The organism is Trabulsiella odontotermitis (assembly GCF_001297775.1).
Taxonomy (GTDB): domain Bacteria; phylum Pseudomonadota; class Gammaproteobacteria; order Enterobacterales; family Enterobacteriaceae; genus Trabulsiella; species Trabulsiella odontotermitis.
The window spans coordinates 264,619-281,106 of the sequence record NZ_LIFX01000006.1 but is presented as its reverse complement, the minus strand read 5'-3'; the positions used below and the strand labels follow the sequence as shown (position 1 = coordinate 281,106).

The 16,488-nt window shown below is 53.5% G+C and carries 15 protein-coding genes; 11 read left to right on the top strand and 4 right to left on the bottom strand.

Features of this window, described 5'->3' with window-relative positions; genetic code table 11:
- Positions 1–161 precede the first annotated feature (161 nt).
- The 5 genes from AOY23_RS10215 (at position 162) to AOY23_RS10195 (ending at position 4,140) form a co-directional block, all read left to right on the top strand.
- The gene (locus AOY23_RS10215; protein WP_054179296.1) at positions 162–605 is read left to right on the top strand and encodes a PTS sugar transporter subunit IIA; all 444 of its coding nucleotides are present in this window, start codon (positions 162–164) and stop codon (positions 603–605) included.
- Between the two features lie 80 nt (positions 606–685).
- Entirely contained in the window at positions 686–958 is a 273-nt protein-coding gene (locus AOY23_RS10210; RefSeq protein WP_038156654.1) for a PTS sugar transporter subunit IIB, read from the top strand.
- Positions 959–978: 20 nt separating this feature from the next.
- Positions 979–2,367: a PTS ascorbate transporter subunit IIC gene (locus AOY23_RS10205; protein WP_054179295.1), complete on the top strand. Its 1,389-nt coding sequence runs from the start codon at positions 979–981 to the stop codon at positions 2,365–2,367.
- Complete coding sequence (locus AOY23_RS10200; protein ID WP_054179294.1) at positions 2,367–3,194, top strand: transketolase; 828 nt, start codon at positions 2,367–2,369, stop codon at positions 3,192–3,194. Before AOY23_RS10205 ends, AOY23_RS10200 begins: the two co-directional genes overlap by 1 nt.
- Complete coding sequence (locus AOY23_RS10195; RefSeq protein ID WP_054179293.1) at positions 3,187–4,140, top strand: transketolase family protein; 954 nt, start codon at positions 3,187–3,189, stop codon at positions 4,138–4,140. Before AOY23_RS10200 ends, AOY23_RS10195 begins: the two co-directional genes overlap by 8 nt.
- 74 nt (positions 4,141–4,214) lie before the next feature.
- On the opposite strand, the gene pta is transcribed toward AOY23_RS10195, so the two are convergent.
- Positions 4,215–6,353 (bottom strand): phosphate acetyltransferase, encoded by a 2,139-nt coding sequence (gene pta / locus AOY23_RS10190; protein WP_054179292.1) that lies wholly within the window; start codon positions 6,351–6,353, stop codon positions 4,215–4,217.
- A gap of 80 nt (positions 6,354–6,433) precedes the next feature.
- Positions 6,434–7,636 (bottom strand): acetate kinase, encoded by a 1,203-nt coding sequence (gene ackA / locus AOY23_RS10185; RefSeq protein WP_054179291.1) that lies wholly within the window; start codon positions 7,634–7,636, stop codon positions 6,434–6,436.
- 335 nt (positions 7,637–7,971) lie between these two features.
- Here ackA and yfbV point away from each other — a divergent pair, with 335 nt between their 5' ends.
- The 4 genes from yfbV (at position 7,972) to AOY23_RS10165 (ending at position 11,592) form a co-directional block, all read left to right on the top strand.
- Positions 7,972–8,427, top strand: coding sequence for a terminus macrodomain insulation protein YfbV (gene yfbV / locus AOY23_RS10180; RefSeq protein WP_054179290.1), 456 nt, complete (start codon positions 7,972–7,974; stop codon positions 8,425–8,427).
- A 78-nt stretch (positions 8,428–8,505) separates the two neighbouring features.
- The gene (locus AOY23_RS10175) at positions 8,506–9,000 is read left to right on the top strand and encodes a YfbU family protein (protein WP_054179289.1); all 495 of its coding nucleotides are present in this window, start codon (positions 8,506–8,508) and stop codon (positions 8,998–9,000) included.
- An 11-nt stretch (positions 9,001–9,011) separates the two neighbouring features.
- Positions 9,012–9,671, top strand: coding sequence for a sugar phosphatase (locus AOY23_RS10170; protein WP_054179360.1), 660 nt, complete (start codon positions 9,012–9,014; stop codon positions 9,669–9,671).
- Between the two features lie 88 nt (positions 9,672–9,759).
- Positions 9,760–11,592, top strand: coding sequence for an SLC13 family permease (locus tag AOY23_RS10165; RefSeq protein ID WP_054179288.1), 1,833 nt, complete (start codon positions 9,760–9,762; stop codon positions 11,590–11,592).
- Positions 11,593–11,624: 32 nt separating this feature from the next.
- Here the strand turns inward: AOY23_RS10165 and yfbR are convergent, their stop codons facing one another.
- The gene (gene yfbR, locus AOY23_RS10160) at positions 11,625–12,224 is read right to left on the bottom strand and encodes a 5'-deoxynucleotidase (RefSeq protein ID WP_054179287.1); all 600 of its coding nucleotides are present in this window, start codon (positions 12,222–12,224) and stop codon (positions 11,625–11,627) included.
- Between the two features lie 81 nt (positions 12,225–12,305).
- A complete protein-coding gene (gene alaA / locus AOY23_RS10155; RefSeq protein ID WP_054179286.1) occupies positions 12,306–13,523 on the bottom strand; it encodes an alanine transaminase AlaA in 1,218 nt (405 codons plus the stop codon).
- A 943-nt stretch (positions 13,524–14,466) separates the two neighbouring features.
- On the opposite strand from alaA, the gene lrhA reads away from it, so the two are divergent.
- Both lrhA and nuoA read left to right on the top strand, forming a co-directional pair.
- Positions 14,467–15,408, top strand: a complete 942-nt coding sequence (lrhA, locus tag AOY23_RS10150) for a transcriptional regulator LrhA (RefSeq protein WP_054179285.1) — start codon at positions 14,467–14,469, stop codon at positions 15,406–15,408.
- 625 nt (positions 15,409–16,033) lie between these two features.
- Positions 16,034–16,480 carry an NADH-quinone oxidoreductase subunit NuoA gene (nuoA, locus tag AOY23_RS10145; protein WP_038156626.1) on the top strand — a complete coding sequence of 149 codons (447 nt, stop codon included), beginning with the start codon at positions 16,034–16,036 and terminating at the stop codon, positions 16,478–16,480.
- Positions 16,481–16,488: the final 8 nt, after the last annotated feature.

Here is a 16,488-nt window from a genome sequence, read left to right as displayed (position 1 = left end):
CCTCTTTTTGCTGCGTAATTGCGCAATGATTGTATTTTGATAGCGCTATCACAATTTTGTGGTGTGATTTTTTGGTAGCGCTATCTTTGTGATTATCATCACGGTTAGTCGCCTCACCCTTGCATAAAGTTTGTTCACCTTGTTAGTGAAAGGAGAACGGAATGCTAAGTCAGTGGATCCATGACGGGACGATGTTACTTGAGGAGTCGGTCGCTGACTGGAAGCAGGCGGTTGAGCTCTGCGCCCGTCCGCTGCTGGATAATGGAACCATCACGCCCGACTACGTGACCGCAATCATCGCGCAGCATCAGAAACTCGGGCCGTATTACGTGCTGGCGCCGGGGCTGGCGATGCCGCATGCGCGTCCCGAAGAAGGCGCCAGAGGGATGGGATTGTCCCTGCTGAAACTAAAACAGGGGGTGTCGTTCGGGGCGGGGGAATTCGATCCGGTCGACGTGATTGTGATGCTGGCAGCGCCCGACAGTCACAGCCATATTGAAATGATCTCAGCGCTCGCCGAGTTATTCTCAAGTGAGGATGATTTACTGCAATTACATCAGGCAAAAAGCCAGGAGGAAATAAAAACAATTATTTCACGCTTCTGATTCAGACCCGTACCCGACAATGATTTCATGACGCGTTATTGCGTCGTGTACTCGTACTCTACCCAAAAAAGGTGACAATAATGAAAATCATGGCGATTTGCGGCTCCGGCCTGGGCAGCAGTTTTATGGTCGAAATGAATATTAAAAAAGTACTCAAGAAAATAAATATTGAGGCTGAGGTAGAACACTCCGATCTTTCCTCTGCCACTCCCGGTGCGGCTGACCTGTTTGTGATGGCAAAGGATATCGCCGCCAGCGCCAGCGTCCCGGACCATCAACTGGTGGTGCTCAATAATATTATCGATATCAACGAGCTCGAAGCAAAACTGAGCGATTATTTTAACAAACAATAATGTCAATAAGCGAGGCGGATATGTTTATCCTTGAAACGCTGAATTTTGTTGTTGATATTTTAAAGGTGCCCTCTGTACTGGTGGGGTTAATTGCGTTAATTGGTCTCGTTGCGCAAAAGAAATCCATTTCTGATGTCATTAAAGGCACCATTAAAACTATTCTTGGGTTTATTGTTCTGGGGGGTGGCGCCTCCGTATTAGTGGGTTCGTTAAATCCGTTAGGCGGTATGTTTGAACACGCGTTTAATATTCAGGGTATTATCCCGAATAATGAAGCGATCGTGTCCATTGCACTGGAAAAATACGGGGCATCGACGGCGCTGATCATGGCCTTCGGGATGGTGGCTAACATCATCGTCGCCCGTTTTACGCGACTGAAATACATCTTCCTCACCGGCCATCACACCTTTTATATGGCGTGCATGATTGGTGTGATCCTGACGGTGGCAGGCTTTGAAGGAGTCGGTCTGGTCTTTACCGGTTCGCTGATCCTCGGTCTGGTGATGGCGTTTTTCCCGGCGCTGGCGCAGCGTTATATGAAGCGCATCACCGGGAACGATGACATCGCGTTCGGTCACTTCGGTACCCTCGGTTACGTGCTTTCCGGCTGGATTGGCAGCCTGTGCGGCAAGGGCTCCCGCTCTACCGAAGAGATGAACCTGCCGAAAAACTTAAGCTTCCTGCGCGACAGTTCGATCTCCATTTCACTCACCATGATGATTATCTACCTGATCATGGCGGTGAGCGCCGGACGCGAATATGTCGAAGGCCAGCTCAGCGCCGGTCAGAACTACCTGGTTTACGCCATTATCATGGCGATCACTTTTGCTGCTGGTGTGTTCATCATTCTGCAGGGCGTGCGGTTGATCCTCGCGGAAATCGTTCCGGCATTTACCGGTTTTTCCGAAAAACTGGTGCCGAACGCCCGTCCGGCGCTGGATTGCCCGGTGGTCTATCCCTATGCGCCTAACGCGGTGTTGATCGGCTTTCTGTTCAGCTTCCTTGGCGGGCTGGTGGGGCTTTTCCTGTTAGGGCAGATGAAACTGGTGCTGATCCTGCCGGGTGTGGTGCCACACTTCTTCACCGGGGCGACCGCGGGCGTGTTTGGTAACGCCACCGGCGGTCGTCGTGGTGCGATGCTGGGCGCGTTTGCTAACGGTCTGCTGATCACCTTCCTGCCGGTTCTGCTGCTGCCGGTACTTGGTGCGCTGGGCTTTGCTAATACCACCTTCTCCGACGCGGATTTCGGTGCCGTCGGGATCCTGCTCGGTAATCTGGCGCGTTATCTCTCGCCACTGGCTATCACCGGGCTTGTCGTCGCGCTGTTCGTCATTCTGGTGATTTACAACGTGGTGAGAGGTAAATCTACGGGCAACGGCGCCCGACAGGACACAGGAGCGAAATCATAATGTCTGCTGAACTTATTCGACTGGCCCGGGACATCCGCGTGGCGACGCTGAAATCGCTGACGCAGCTCGGTTTTGGCCACTACGGCGGCAGCATGTCGGTTATCGAAACGCTGGCGGTACTCTACGGCGATGTGATGCGCATCGACCCCGCCGATCCGGACTGGCCTGAGCGCGACTATTTTGTTTTGTCGAAAGGGCATGCAGGACCGGCGCTCTACAGCACACTGGCGATCAAAGGCTATTTCCCGGTGGAAGAGTTGAGTACGCTCAACCAGAACGGCACGCGGTTACCGAGCCACCCGGACAGGCTGAAAACCCGCGGCGTCGACGCCACGACCGGTTCACTTGGTCAGGGAATTTCTATTGCTGCCGGAATGGCGCTGTCACACAAGCTCGCCGGGCGGCCAAACCGTGTCTTCTGCATCGTGGGTGATGGCGAGCTGAATGAAGGGCAATGCTGGGAAGCGTTTCAGTTTATCGCCCATCACAAGCTCAACAACCTGCTGGTGTTCGTCGACTGGAACAAACAGCAACTGGATGGCGAACTGGATACGATCATCAACCCGTTCGATCTGGAAGGGAAATTTCACGCTTTCGGTTTTGATGTGCACACCGTGAAGGGCGATGACATCCCGGCATTGCAGGCGATTGCTAAACCGGTGCTGGCAGCGGATGCGCGGCCACGGCTGGTGATCCTCGACAGCATTAAAGGGCAGGGCGTGCCGTATCTGGAGCAGCTAAGCAATTCTCACCATCTGCGTCTTACCGAGGAATCGAGAAAGGCGCTTAACGAGACCATTGAGCAACTGGAGGCCACGCATGATTAAGGTCGCCCCGGTCGGGGGTAAAGACGCAACCGAAATGCGCAAAGTGTACGCCGGGTTTGTCACTGAGCAGATCAAGGCGGAGAGTGGCATTATCGCGCTGGAAGCGGATCTGATGAGCTCGATGGCGATGGACGGCGTGCAGCGCCAGTTCCCGGATCACGTGATTAACTGCGGGATCATGGAAGCGAACGTGATAGGCACTGCGGCAGGGTTGTCGCTGACCGGACGGAAGCCGTTTGTGCATACCTTTACCGCGTTTGCCAGCCGCCGCTGCTTTGACCAGTTGTTCATGGCGCTGGATTATCAGCGTAATAACGTCAAAGTCATCGCCTCGGATGCGGGCGTGACCGCCTGCCATAACGGCGGCACGCATATGTCGTTCGAGGACATGGGTATTGTGCGCGGGCTGGCGCATTCGGTGGTGATCGAGGTGACGGATGCGGTGATGTTTAAAGACATCCTCAACCAGTTGATCACCCTGGAGGGCTTTTACTGGGTACGTACCATCCGTAAGCAGGCGCCGACCGTTTATGAGGAAGGCTCCAGTTTCACCATCGGCAAAGGCAATGTGCTGCGCGAAGGCGACGATATTACGCTTATCGCCAACGGTATTATGGTGGCAGAGGCGCAGGAAGCGGCACGGCGACTGGAGCGCGACGGTATCAGCGCGGCGGTCATCGACATGTTCACGCTCAAGCCCATCGACCGCATGCTGGTGAAGAATTACGCTGAGAAAACCGGGCGTATTGTCACCTGCGAAAACCACAGCATTCACAACGGGCTGGGGTCGGCGGTGGCGGAAGTGCTGGTGGAAACCTGCCCGGTGCCGATGCGGCGTGTGGGTGTGAAGGAACGTTACGGGCAGGTCGGCACGCAGGAGTTTCTCCAGCATGAATATGGCCTGACGGCGGATGATATTGTGAAGGCGGCGAGGGAACTGCTGTAAATAAAAAAGGCGACCTGATGACAGCGTCGCCTTTTTATTGCCCGGTAAGCGCGAGCGCCACCGGGCTTTTTAACTTACTGCTGAGACGACTGAATCGCGGTCAGTGCGATGGTGTAGACGATATCGTCTACCAGCGCGCCACGGGACAGGTCGTTAACCGGTTTGCGCATACCTTGCAGCATTGGCCCGATGGAGATCAGGTCGGCAGAACGCTGTACCGCTTTGTAAGTGGTGTTACCGGTGTTCAGATCCGGGAAAATGAACACGGTAGCGCGACCGGCAACCGGTGAGTTCGGCGCTTTGGATTTCGCCACGTCAGCCATAACGGCGGCATCATACTGCAGCGGACCGTCGATCATCAGGTCAGGACGTTTTTCCTGCGCCAGACGAGTCGCTTCACGCACTTTTTCTACATCGCTGCCCGCACCAGAAGTGCCGGTGGAGTAGGAGAGCATCGCCACGCGCGGTTCGATACCGAAAGCAATTGCTGAGTCGGCAGACTGAATCGCAATTTCGGCCAGCTGTTCTGCGGTCGGATCCGGGTTAATCGCGCAGTCGCCGTAGACATAAACCTGTTCCGGCAGCAGCATGAAGAACACGGAGGAAACCAGTGAGCTGCCCGGTGCGGTTTTGATCAGCTGCAGCGGCGGACGAATGGTGTTCGCGGTGGTATGAACGGCACCGGAAACCAGACCGTCAACTTCGTCCTGCTCAAGCATCAGCGTGCCCAGCACCACGTTGTCTTCCAGTTGCTCACGGGCAACCGCTTCGGTCATGCCTTTGCTCTTACGCAGCTCAACCAGACGCGCGACATAGCTTTCGCGGACCACATCCGGATCGACGATTTCGATGCCTGAGCCCAGTTCAACGCCCTGGTCAGCCGCCACGCGGTTGATAGCTTCCGGGTTACCCAGCAGCACGCAGGTTGCGATACCACGTTCGGCACAGATTGCCGCCGCTTTCACGGTACGCGGTTCGTCGCCTTCCGGCAGCACGACACGTTTACCGGCTTTACGCGCCAGCTCGGTCAGCTGATAACGGAACGCTGGCGGAGAGAGGCGACGGCTGCGTTCGGAAGTCGCAGACAGGGAGTCAATCCACTCGGCATTGATGTAATCAGCAACGTATTCCTGCACGTTCTCGATACGCGTGGTATCGTCTACCGGCACTTCGAGGTTGAAGCTCTGCAGGCTCAGTGAGGTCTGCCAGGTGTTGGTGTTAACCATAAATACCGGCAGGCCAGTGGCGAAGGCGCGCTCGCACAGTTTGGCGATCGGCGCGTCCATGTCATAGCCGCCAGTCAGCAGCAGCGCACCAATCTCAACACCGTTCATCGCGGCGAGGCAGGCGGCAACCAGCACGTCAGGACGATCGGCAGAGGTCACCAGCAGTGAGCCCGGGCGGAAGTGTTCCAGCATGTGCGGAATGCTGCGCGCACAGAAAGTCACGGATTTCACACGACGGGTCGCAATGTCACCTTCGTTGATAATGGTGGCATCCAGGTGGCGCGCCATGTCGATAGCACGGGTGGCGATCAGATCAAAGCTCCACGGCACCACGCCGAGGATCGGCAGCGGGCTGGAATCTTTCAGTTGCGCCGGATCGATTTTCACGACTTTCGCTTTGGTCGAGTCGTCAAAAATCTCGGACAGGTCAGGGCGGGTACGGCCCAGTTCATCAACCGGCGCGTTCAGTTTGTTGATAATCACGCCAGTGATGTTGGTGTTCTTGGAACCACCGAAGCTGCTGCGGGTCAGTTCGATACGCTCTTTCAGCTGTTCCGGGGTGTCGGTGCCCTGAGACATCACGAAGATAATTTCCGCGTTCAGCGTTTTCGCGATTTCATAGTTCAGAGACTGTGCAAACTGGTGTTTGCGGGTCGGAACCAGACCTTCAACCAGCACCACTTCCGCGTCTTTGGTATTCGCGTGGTAGTTCGCGATGATCTCTTCCATCAGCACATCTTTCTGATTGCTGGAGAGCAGAGATTCAACGTGGCTCATTTTCAGCGGTTCAGCTGCAGGCAGGTTCGATTTTGCCCGCACGATGGTGGTGGTCTGGTCAGGCGCATCGCCACCGGCACGCGGTTGAGCGATCGGCTTAAACACGCTCAGGCGTACGCCTTTACGTTCCATTGCACGGATAACACCGAGGCTGACGCTGGTCAGGCCGACGCTGGTTCCGGTTGGGATGAGCATAATAATACGGGACACGATTTATCCTCTTTCGTTACCGCCGACACGTTTCGGCGGGTTACAAAACAGCACCGCCAGCGTTGGCTGGCGGTGTGGAATCAGGCGGTAAGACGGCTGGCGTCTTGCGCGATAACCAGTTCTTCGTTGGTCGGAATGACCACAGCCGGACGGGTGCCTTCTTTGTTGATGAAACCAGACTTGCCGAAACGGGCAGCCAGGTTACGTTCGTGATCAACCTCGAAGCCAAGCACGCCCAGTTTGCCCAGGGACAGTTCACGAACCATCGCCGCGTTTTCACCGATACCACCGGTGAAGACGACCGCATCCAGACGACCATCCATCAGCGCTGTGTAGGAGCCGATGTATTTCGCCAGACGGTGGCAATACACGTCCATTGCACGTTTAGCGTCTTCTTTGCTCTGGTAGTTGTCTTCAACATAACGGCAGTCGCTGGTGACTTCGGTCAGGCCCAGCAGGCCGGATTCTTTGGTCAGCAGCTTGTTAATCTGATCAACGCTCATGCCCAGGGTGTCGTGCAGGTGGAACACGATAGCCGGATCGATATCACCGGAACGGGTACCCATCACCAGACCTTCCAGCGGGGTCAGACCCATGGAGGTATCGACGCATTTGCCGTTGCGGATCGCGCTGACAGAACCGCCATTGCCGAGGTGGCAGGTGATGATGTTCAGTTCATCAACCGGCTTGTTCAGCAGCTTTGCGGCTTCCTGAGTCACATAAAAGTGGCTGGTGCCGTGCGCGCCGTAGCGACGAATGCCGTGTTTTTTGTACAGGCTGTACGGCAGAGCGTACAGGTAGGACTCTTCCGGCATGGTCTGATGGAACGCGGTGTCAAACACAGCAACGTTCTTTGCTCTCAGTTGCGGGAAGGATTTAAAAGCTTCGGCGATACCAATCAGGTGAGCCGGGTTATGCAGAGGTGCGAAAGAGGCCGCATCTTTGATACCCTGAACTACGGAATCATCGATCACCACGGAGCGGGTGTATTTTTCGCCGCCGTGAACAATACGGTGACCAATTGCCGTCAGCTGTGCGGACAGTTCTGGTTTTTGTGCCAGAATAGTGTTAACGATAAAGTTCAGCGCTTCACTGTGAGCGGCGCCTGCACCTAAGGCCGCTTCTTGTTTGCTGCCGTCCATTTTCCATTTAATACGGGCTTCAGGAAGATGGAAACACTCGGCTAAACCAGAGAGGTACTCGTCACCGTTCAGCGCATCGATGATCGCAAATTTCAGTGAGGAGCTACCGCAGTTCAGAACCAGTACTAACTTACTCGACATGGAAGTACCTTTTGATACGTGGCTAAAAAAACGTCAAAGAGTCACAAAGCGTAGCGCAGGATGACATCGACATTTATGATTAACATCATGCCTTGGGTGTTTTAAGGCAGAAGGAAAATAATACTTATTGATTCTACGTCATTTTGCACAATTTTCAGCCAGCGGCAGAATGTGCGATAATTTGACAAACCTGATGCGTGGGTCTACGCCCATCTCAGGCTGGCACAGGATACCCGATCGCAGGGGACAATGACAAAATCTTTTGAACGTTGTCATACAGAGTTGTGAGTTTGCACATTTTTTTTAATGTTTGTTCGTGAAGTTGAGGTAACGCCATGTCGACACCAGACAATCGCCCGGTAAATTTTTTCAATTTGTTCCGACGGGGGCAACACTACGCGAAGACGTGGCCAATGGAAAAACGTCTCGCCCCGGTTTTTGTTGAAAACCGCGCCATTCGGGCTACGACATACGCCACACGCCTCATGCCGCCAGTGGCGGTCTTCACGCTGTGCTGGCAAATCGCGCTTGGCGGGCAGTTAGGCCCGGCGGTCGCCACGGCGCTGTTTGCGCTGAGCCTGCCGATGCAGGGATTATGGTGGTTAGGGAAGCGTTCCGTGACGCCGCTTCCGCCCACCATTTTGCACTGGTTTTATGAAGTGCGTGGCAAATTACAGGAAGCCGGACAGGCGCTCGCGCCGGTGGAAGGGAAACCGGATTACCAGGCTTTAGCTGACACGCTTAAGCGCGCCTTCAAACAACTGGATAAAACTTTCCTTGATGATTTGTAATTGAAGCGAAAAAACGCATATAAAGAAGACACAGAATATGTGTCTTTTTTTATGCCCTACGCGCAACAGGAGTCAAAAATGGAAATGACCAACGCTCAACGCCTTATCTTGTCGAATCAGTACAAGATGATGACGATGCTCGATCCAGACAATGCAGAAAAGTATCGTCGTTTGCAGACGATCATTGAGCGCGGCTATGGGTTACAGATGCGGGAGCTGGATCGCGAGTTCGGTCAACTGACCGAAGATACCTGCCGCACCATCATCGATATTATGGAGATGTACCATGCGCTGCACGTCTCCTGGGCCAATCTGAAAGATCCCAGCGTCATTGATGAGCGTCGCGTGACGTTTCTCGGTTTTGACGCGGCCACGGAAGCGCGTTACCTCAGCTACGTGCGCTTTATGGTGAATACCGAAGGCCGCTACACCCATTTCGATGCCGGTACGCATGGGTTCAACTCTCAGACCTCAATGTGGGAAAAATATCAGCGTATGCTGGCTGCCTGGCACGCCTGCCCGCGCCAGTATCATCTGAGCACCAATGAAATCGACCAGATTATTAATTCCTGATGGAGGCGTGTGTGCACTGTAAAGGTTTTCTGTTTGATCTGGATGGCACGCTGGTAGATTCTCTGCCGATTGTTGTGCGGTCATGGTGTCACTGGGCAGACCGCCACGGCCTTGCCCATGATGACGTCCTGAATTTTATCCATGGTAAACTGGCCGTCGCGTCAATACGTCACTTCTTACCCGGTAAGAGCGAGGCGGAAATCCAGGCCGAATTCACTTACCTGGAAAACATTGAAGCCACCGACACCGACGGAATTGTGCCGTTGCCTGGCGCACTGGCGCTGCTGAATCAGCTCAATGAAGCCGGTATTCCGTGGGCCATTGTCACTTCTGGCACACGCCCCGTAGCGCATGCGCGCCACAAAGCGGCCGGATTGCCGACGCCGGAAGTGTTCGTCACCGCCGAGCGCGTGAAACGCGGCAAGCCGGAACCGGATCCGTACCTGTTGGGGGCCGAGCTGCTGGGGTTGTCGCCGCAGGCGTGTGCGGTGGTGGAAGATGCGGGTGCGGGCGTGTTATCCGGGCTTGCTGCCGGGTGTCACGTCATTGCCGTTAATGTTCCTGCCAACGCGCCACGCTTACAGGAGGCCGATTTTATCTTGACGTCGCTGGAACAACTGGTTATCACCAAAAACGCTGACGGCTGGGTAAACGTGACATTAAAAGCATAATCCTATGATATAGCCCCGGATTGGCGGGGCTTTTTTATGGCACTATTTTCTTCACTACTTTCATCCCGACATCTGACAAGGACACGTTGTGAACGGTGAACTTATTTGGGTGCTGTGCCTGCTGGCGGTTGCCGTGGTGTTATTCGCCACCGGCAAAGTGCGCATGGATGCGGTGGCACTGCTGGTGATTGTCGCGTTTGTGCTGAGCGATACACTGACCCTGAGCGAAGCTTTTTCTGGCTTCAGCGATCCGAACATTATTCTTATCGCAGCGCTGTTTATCATCGGTGACGGCCTCGTGCGCACCGGTGTCGCCACCAAAATGGGGGCCTGGCTGGTCAAAGTGGCCGGAGACAGCGAAACCAAAATGCTGGTCTGCCTGATGCTGACCGTCGCCGGGCTGGGCGCGTTTATGAGCTCGACCGGCGTGGTGGCTATTTTTATCCCCGTCGTGTTGAGCGTCTCGATGCGCATGGGGATCTCCCCGTCCCGCCTCCTGATGCCGTTAAGTTTTGCCGGGCTTATCAGCGGCATGATGACGTTAGTCGCGACGCCGCCCAACCTCGTTATTCACAGTGAATTGATCCGTGAAGGATTTGACGGGTTCAGGTTCTTTAGCGTCACGCCGCTGGGGCTGGTGGTCCTGCTGATGGGGATTGTCTACATGCTGCTGACGCGCTTTATGCTTAAAGGCGAAAAGCAGGACACCGCGGGTGATGGCTGGAAACGGCCGTCGTTTCGTGATCTCATCCGTGAATACCGGCTGACCGGCCGTGCCCGGCGTCTGGCGATCCGCCCCGGCTCGCCGATGATCGGCCAGCGACTTGACGATCTGCGCCTGCGTGAACGCTACGGCGCCAACGTTATCGGTGTGGAACGCTGGCGACGTTTTCGCCGGGTGATCGTCAACGTAAACGGCGTTTCTGAATTCCGCGCCCGCGATGTGCTGTTGATTGATATGTCGGACGCTGACGTCGACTTGCGCCAGTTTTGCAGCGAGCAACTGCTGGAGCCGATGGTGCTGCGCGGCGAGTATTTCTCCGACCAGGCGCTGGACGTGGGGATGGCGGAAGTGTCGCTCATCCCGGACTCTGAGCTGCTGGGCAAAACCGTCCGTGAAATCGCCTTTCGTACCCGCTACGGCCTGAATATTGTCGGCCTGAAACGCGGCGGACAGGCGATGGATGGCGCAGTCGTGGACGAACCGTTGCAACTTGGTGACATCATGCTGGTGGTGGGGAACTGGAAACAAATTAGCCTGCTGGCGCAGAACGGACGCGATTTCGTGGTGCTCAATATGCCCATCGAAGAGAGTGAAGCCTCTCCGGCGCACAGCCAGGCGCCGCACGCCATTTTCTGCCTGGTGCTGATGGTGGCGCTGATGCTCACCGACGAAATCCCCAATCCGATCGCGGCGATTGTGGCCTGCCTGCTGATGGGGCGCTTTCGCTGTATTGACGCCGAAAGCGCCTACAAAGCCATTCACTGGCCGAGCATTATTCTCATTGTTGGCATGATGCCCTTCGCTCAGGCGCTGCAAAAAACCGGCGGCGTCGATTTGATCGTCCGTGGATTGATGGATATCGGCGGTCAGCAGGGACCGTATCTGATGCTGGCCTGTCTGTTTGTGATGTGCGCGGTGATCGGCCTGTTCATCTCTAACACCGCCACGGCAGTGCTGATGGCGCCCATTGCGCTGGCGGCGGCAAAAACAATGGGCGTCTCGCCTTATCCGTTTGCAATGGTAGTGGCGATGGCCGCCTCGGCAGCTTTTATGACGCCGGTTTCGTCACCAGTGAACACGCTGGTGCTTGGACCGGGAAATTATACATTCAGTGATTTTATGAAGCTGGGCATTCCGTTCACCGTGCTGGTGATGGTGGTCTGTGTGCTGCTGATCCCGGTGCTGTTTCCGTTCTGAGAGGAGTGCCGGGCAGCGCGCCCGGCAGCCGGTTAAAGCGGTGAATCCTGACTGATTTCGTCCAGCGAGAGATGGAAACTCGGGACGAAAACCTGCATGAAATAATCCATTTCCTCGCTGCGTCGCGACTCCAGCGTTTTCTCCAGGCGCGCTTTGGCCAGTAAAAACTCATTGTTGCCCGCAGACAACTCTTCCAGACATTTCAGGTAGGCGCAGAGCGCGTCCGCCTGCTTGACAATGGATTTCTCTTCCGCGCTGTACTGGCGGTCATCAATCAGTGGTTCGAAGATATCGCGCAACTCGGCCGGGACCATATCGACCAGCTTTTGCTGGGCAATTTTTTCGATGGCTTTATATTCCTGGGCGATTTGCGAATTGAAATACTTCACCGGGGTGGGTAAATCACCGGTGAGAACTTCTGAAGCATCGTGATACATCGCCAGCAGCGCAATGCGATCGGCATTCACCTGACCACCGAACTTACGGTTTTTGATTGCCGCCAGCGCATGCGCCACCATGGCGACCTGCAGACTGTGCTCGGAGACGTTCTCCGTGCGGACGTTACGCATCAGCGGCCAGCGATTGATTAACTTCAGGCGTGAAAGATGGGCAAAGAAGTGACTCTGGCTCATAGCGATCCTTAATCAATAACAGCGTTGGGAATATTGTGCGCAGAGATGACCGCCGGATGCAAACCCCGGCGGTCAGGAAGATTACAACTGATGATACCCGGAGAGGAAACGACCAAAGCGGGTGATAGACATTTCCAGTTCGTCGAGGCGGGGCAGGGTCACGATGCGAACGTGATCCGGCCACGGCCAGTTAAACGCCGTGCCCTGAACCAGCAGCACTTTTTCCTGTAACAGGAAATCCAGCACCAGTTTCTGGTCGTCGTGAATATTGAAGCGTTTGGCATCAATTTTCGGGAACATATAAAGCGCGCCTTTCGGCTTCATGCATGAGACGCCAGGGATTTCGTTAATCAGTTCCCATGCGCGGTTACGCTGTTCGTACAGGCGGCCGCCAGGCATGATGAACTCGCTGATGCTCTGGTAACCGCCGAGCGCGGTCTGAATGGCGTGCTGTGCCGGAACGTTAGCGCACAGGCGCATCGAGGCCAGCATCTCCAGCCCTTCGATATAGCCTTTGGCGTGTTTTTTCGGCCCGTTAAGCACCATCCAGCCCTGGCGGAAACCGGCAACGCGGTAGGTTTTCGACAGGCCGTTAAAGGTAATGGTCAGCAGATCCGGCGCCATCGCCGCAATAGAATGATGCTCGGCATCATCGTAAAGAATTTTGTCGTAAATCTCGTCAGCGAAGATAATCAGATTATGCTGACGGGCGATTTCCACGATCTCCATCAGCAGTTCTTTGGAATAGACCGCGCCGGTCGGGTTATTCGGGTTGATTATCACGATCCCACGGGTGCGTGGCGTGATTTTGGCGCGAATGTCGTCGAGATCCGGGAACCAGTCGGACGACTCATCACAAAGATAATGTACCGCTTTACCGCTGGAGAGCGACACGGCGGCGGTCCACAGCGGGTAGTCCGGCGCCGGTACCAGCATCTCGTCGCCGCTGTTCAGCAGCGCCTGCATCGCCTGGACGATCAACTCGGAAACGCCGTTGCCGATGTAAATGTCCTCAACGGTTACATCACGCATGCCACGCGCCTGATAATGCTGCATGATGGCTTTACGGGCGGAATAGAGACCTTTTGAATCGCAATAGCCCTGCGCCGTTGGCAGGTTACGAATCACATCAACCAGAATTTCATCAGGGGCGTCGAAACCGAAAGGCGCCGGATTACCGATATTCAGTTTGAGTACTTTATTGCCTTCTTCTTCAAGACGCTTTGCTTCCTTGAGAACCGGGCCACGGATGTCATAACAGACATTATCAAGTTTGCTGGATTTTTCGATGGGGGACATGAATCGTTGACCTTTTAGCTATTATTGTGACTCCCTGCCGTGGAAGTCAGCACCGAATAATGTACTCCCCGCACCGGGCTTTTTGAAGGGTCAACAGACGAAGATTTTGTGAAAAATGGTCAATTATTCTGCTCTGTTTCTCTGTTATGGCATGCGGATATGGCGATATGTGGCGTGGTATCGCCTTATGCCTGGCGTTACGTGCTAATAACTGATGATTTCATTGGATTATGTGCTGAATAAAAAATATGACGTCATTCAGACTCTGTGCCAGGATGGGAAAACGTGGTCGTAAGAGGAAAAAAGGGAATTATTACCTTTATTGCCATTTTGTCTGTTATTGCTGAAACATTGTCTGTAAAGGTAATGTTAATAATTAAATAATTAAATAATTAAACAATTAATCATCATTTATTAAATGCAACCAGTGTTGATTTGCCTGGTTATTTAGATTAAAGAACTTTGAAAACTATAAGAAAATTTGTGTTAGTATCTTCTCAATACACTTATAAATATAGTGTCTTTAGGTTAGGATACAGATGTTAATTATTCAGTCTGATGGCGTTACGCCGCGTAGAAACTGAAAGTGAACATACATAACTCTTTGTTATTGATAGTATTTTGTTTGATTGTAACTGGGGATTAGTTCTTTTCTCTTTATGGCATCATGCCTGGATTTTTTGCGAAACCTGCATGTTTACTAAAAGGTAAATGCAATTATGAAGGAACTTAAGAACTACAAAAACCACTGTGAAACAAAAAAATAGCTAAGGGGTCTGTTCACACCAGAGCAGGCAGGCATATTCAATGCAATAACGCTCTTTTCAGGCGGTCGACGGGCCAGTTTCATCGCTCGGCGACGCGATTCAAATGGAATTGCCTGAAGTTTTGAGCACAGCATTAACTGGGCAGGTCAGCACGAGCAACCTGTATGTGAAGAATCATGATAACTGCAAATCGTCCGATACTGAATCTCGACCTCGATCTGCTGAGAACGTTTGTTGCGGTCGCTGATCTGAATACTTTCGCTGCGGCAGCGTCTGCGGTAGGTCGTACTCAGTCCGCCGTCAGCCAGCAGATGCAGCGTCTGGAGCAACTTGTGGGGAAGGAGCTGTTCGCCCGTCACGGGCGTAATAAGCTGCTGACGGAACACGGCATTCAGCTTCTGGGGTACGCGAGGAAGATCCTTCGTTTTAACGATGAAGCATGCACATCGTTAATGTTTAGCAATTTACAAGGCACGTTGACGATTGGCGCATCTGATGAGTCAGCCGATACGATCCTCCCTTTCTTACTTAATCGAATCAGTTCGGTATATCCCAAGCTGGCACTTGATGTTCGCGTAAAACGCCACGCGGAAATGGCAGATATGCTGCGCAATAACGATGTGGATTTGGCGTTGACGTCGCACCGCCTGGTGCCGTTCGACAGCCATATTCTGCGCACGTCGCCGACGTTATGGTATTGCGCCGCTGAATATGTCATGCAAACCGGTGAGCCTGTGCCGCTGGTGCTGCTTGATGATCCGAGTCCGTTCCGTGACCTCATTCTTGAGGCGCTGGATGCGGCGCACATTCCCTGGCGTCTGGCTTATGTGGCCTCCACGCTGGCAGCGGTGCGCGCGGCGGTGAAAGCCGGGCTGGGCGTCACGGCGCGTCCGGTGGAAATGATGAGCCCTGAACTGCGTGTATTAGGTAAAGCCGACGGGCTTCCGGTCTTACCGGATACCGAATATTTGCTGAGCCGGAATCTGTACAGCGCGAATGAGCTGGTGGACGTTATATTTCAGTCCATTAACCAGCAGCATAATCCCTGGTATCGCTACGACTCGTATACTCCGGAAGGAGGAGACGATACCCGCGCGCTTGAGCCGGGTTTTGAGTGAGCGTCTGGCTGAATTCTGGTAACAAATTGTAATTCTCATACTGCGCCACAGTTTTGCATTTTTTGCACTGTGGCCAATTTTTTGCATGGCTTTCCTGAGCGTTTCCCATGTTTTGACGCTTTATCAAGTTGTTTCAGCGAGTTAACCCCCATCCTCCACGCTTTACGTTTCTTTATTTCACCATCTCCGTTAGAGCTGCTAATGTTAAAAAAACGGTGGGATTGTTGCTGTTTTTATTAGGCAATTAACAAAACCGTGTCACAGATCAAGAAAATACTCCTCATTAGGGGGAGGAATCGTGAAGAAATCCTGTCAAAATAGAACGGTAATTCTCGTTTACACATGGGACGGACACGATTCAACAACAGTAAATTCTGACAGCGATTCTGATTTTTTACGCAAAATCGCATTAAATGTTAATGAAATGGGTCTCGTGTAAATTAATGTGAGGATACTTTTGTTAAAGTTGACAAAAGGTTATAGAAAGGAGTAAAAACTCCAGCGTTTAGCGGCCTGAAATCACTGCAGGCATCTTAGTTGGGTTTTTTGTTCCTCCCCATGAATCGACGTGATGTTCATCTGCCAGTAAGAGCAGCGTTTTTGACGTCACCACTTTGGTTAAGCAATGCGTATGTCAACATCCACTGAAGTCATCGCTCATCACTGGGCATTCGCTATATTTCTCATCATCGCCATTGGCCTTTGTTGCTTCATGCTGATTGGTGGTTGGTATCTTGGTGGTCGCGCACGCGCGCGTAGTAAAAACACCCCCTTTGAATCGGGTATCGACTCTGTTGGCTCTGCCCGCTTACGCCTCTCCGCGAAGTTCTACCTCGTTGCCATGTTCTTCGTCATCTTCGATGTTGAAGCCCTGTATCTGTACGCATGGTCAACCTCCATCCGCGAAAGCGGCTGGGTAGGCTTTGTTGAAGCCGCCATTTTCATTTTAGTGCTGCTGGCTGGTCTGGTTTACCTCGTTCGTATCGGCGCGCTGGACTGGACGCCTGCACGTTCCCGTCGCACGCTGGTAAATCCGGAAACAGAAAGCGCCACTAACCGTCATACGCAGTAAAAGCGAGG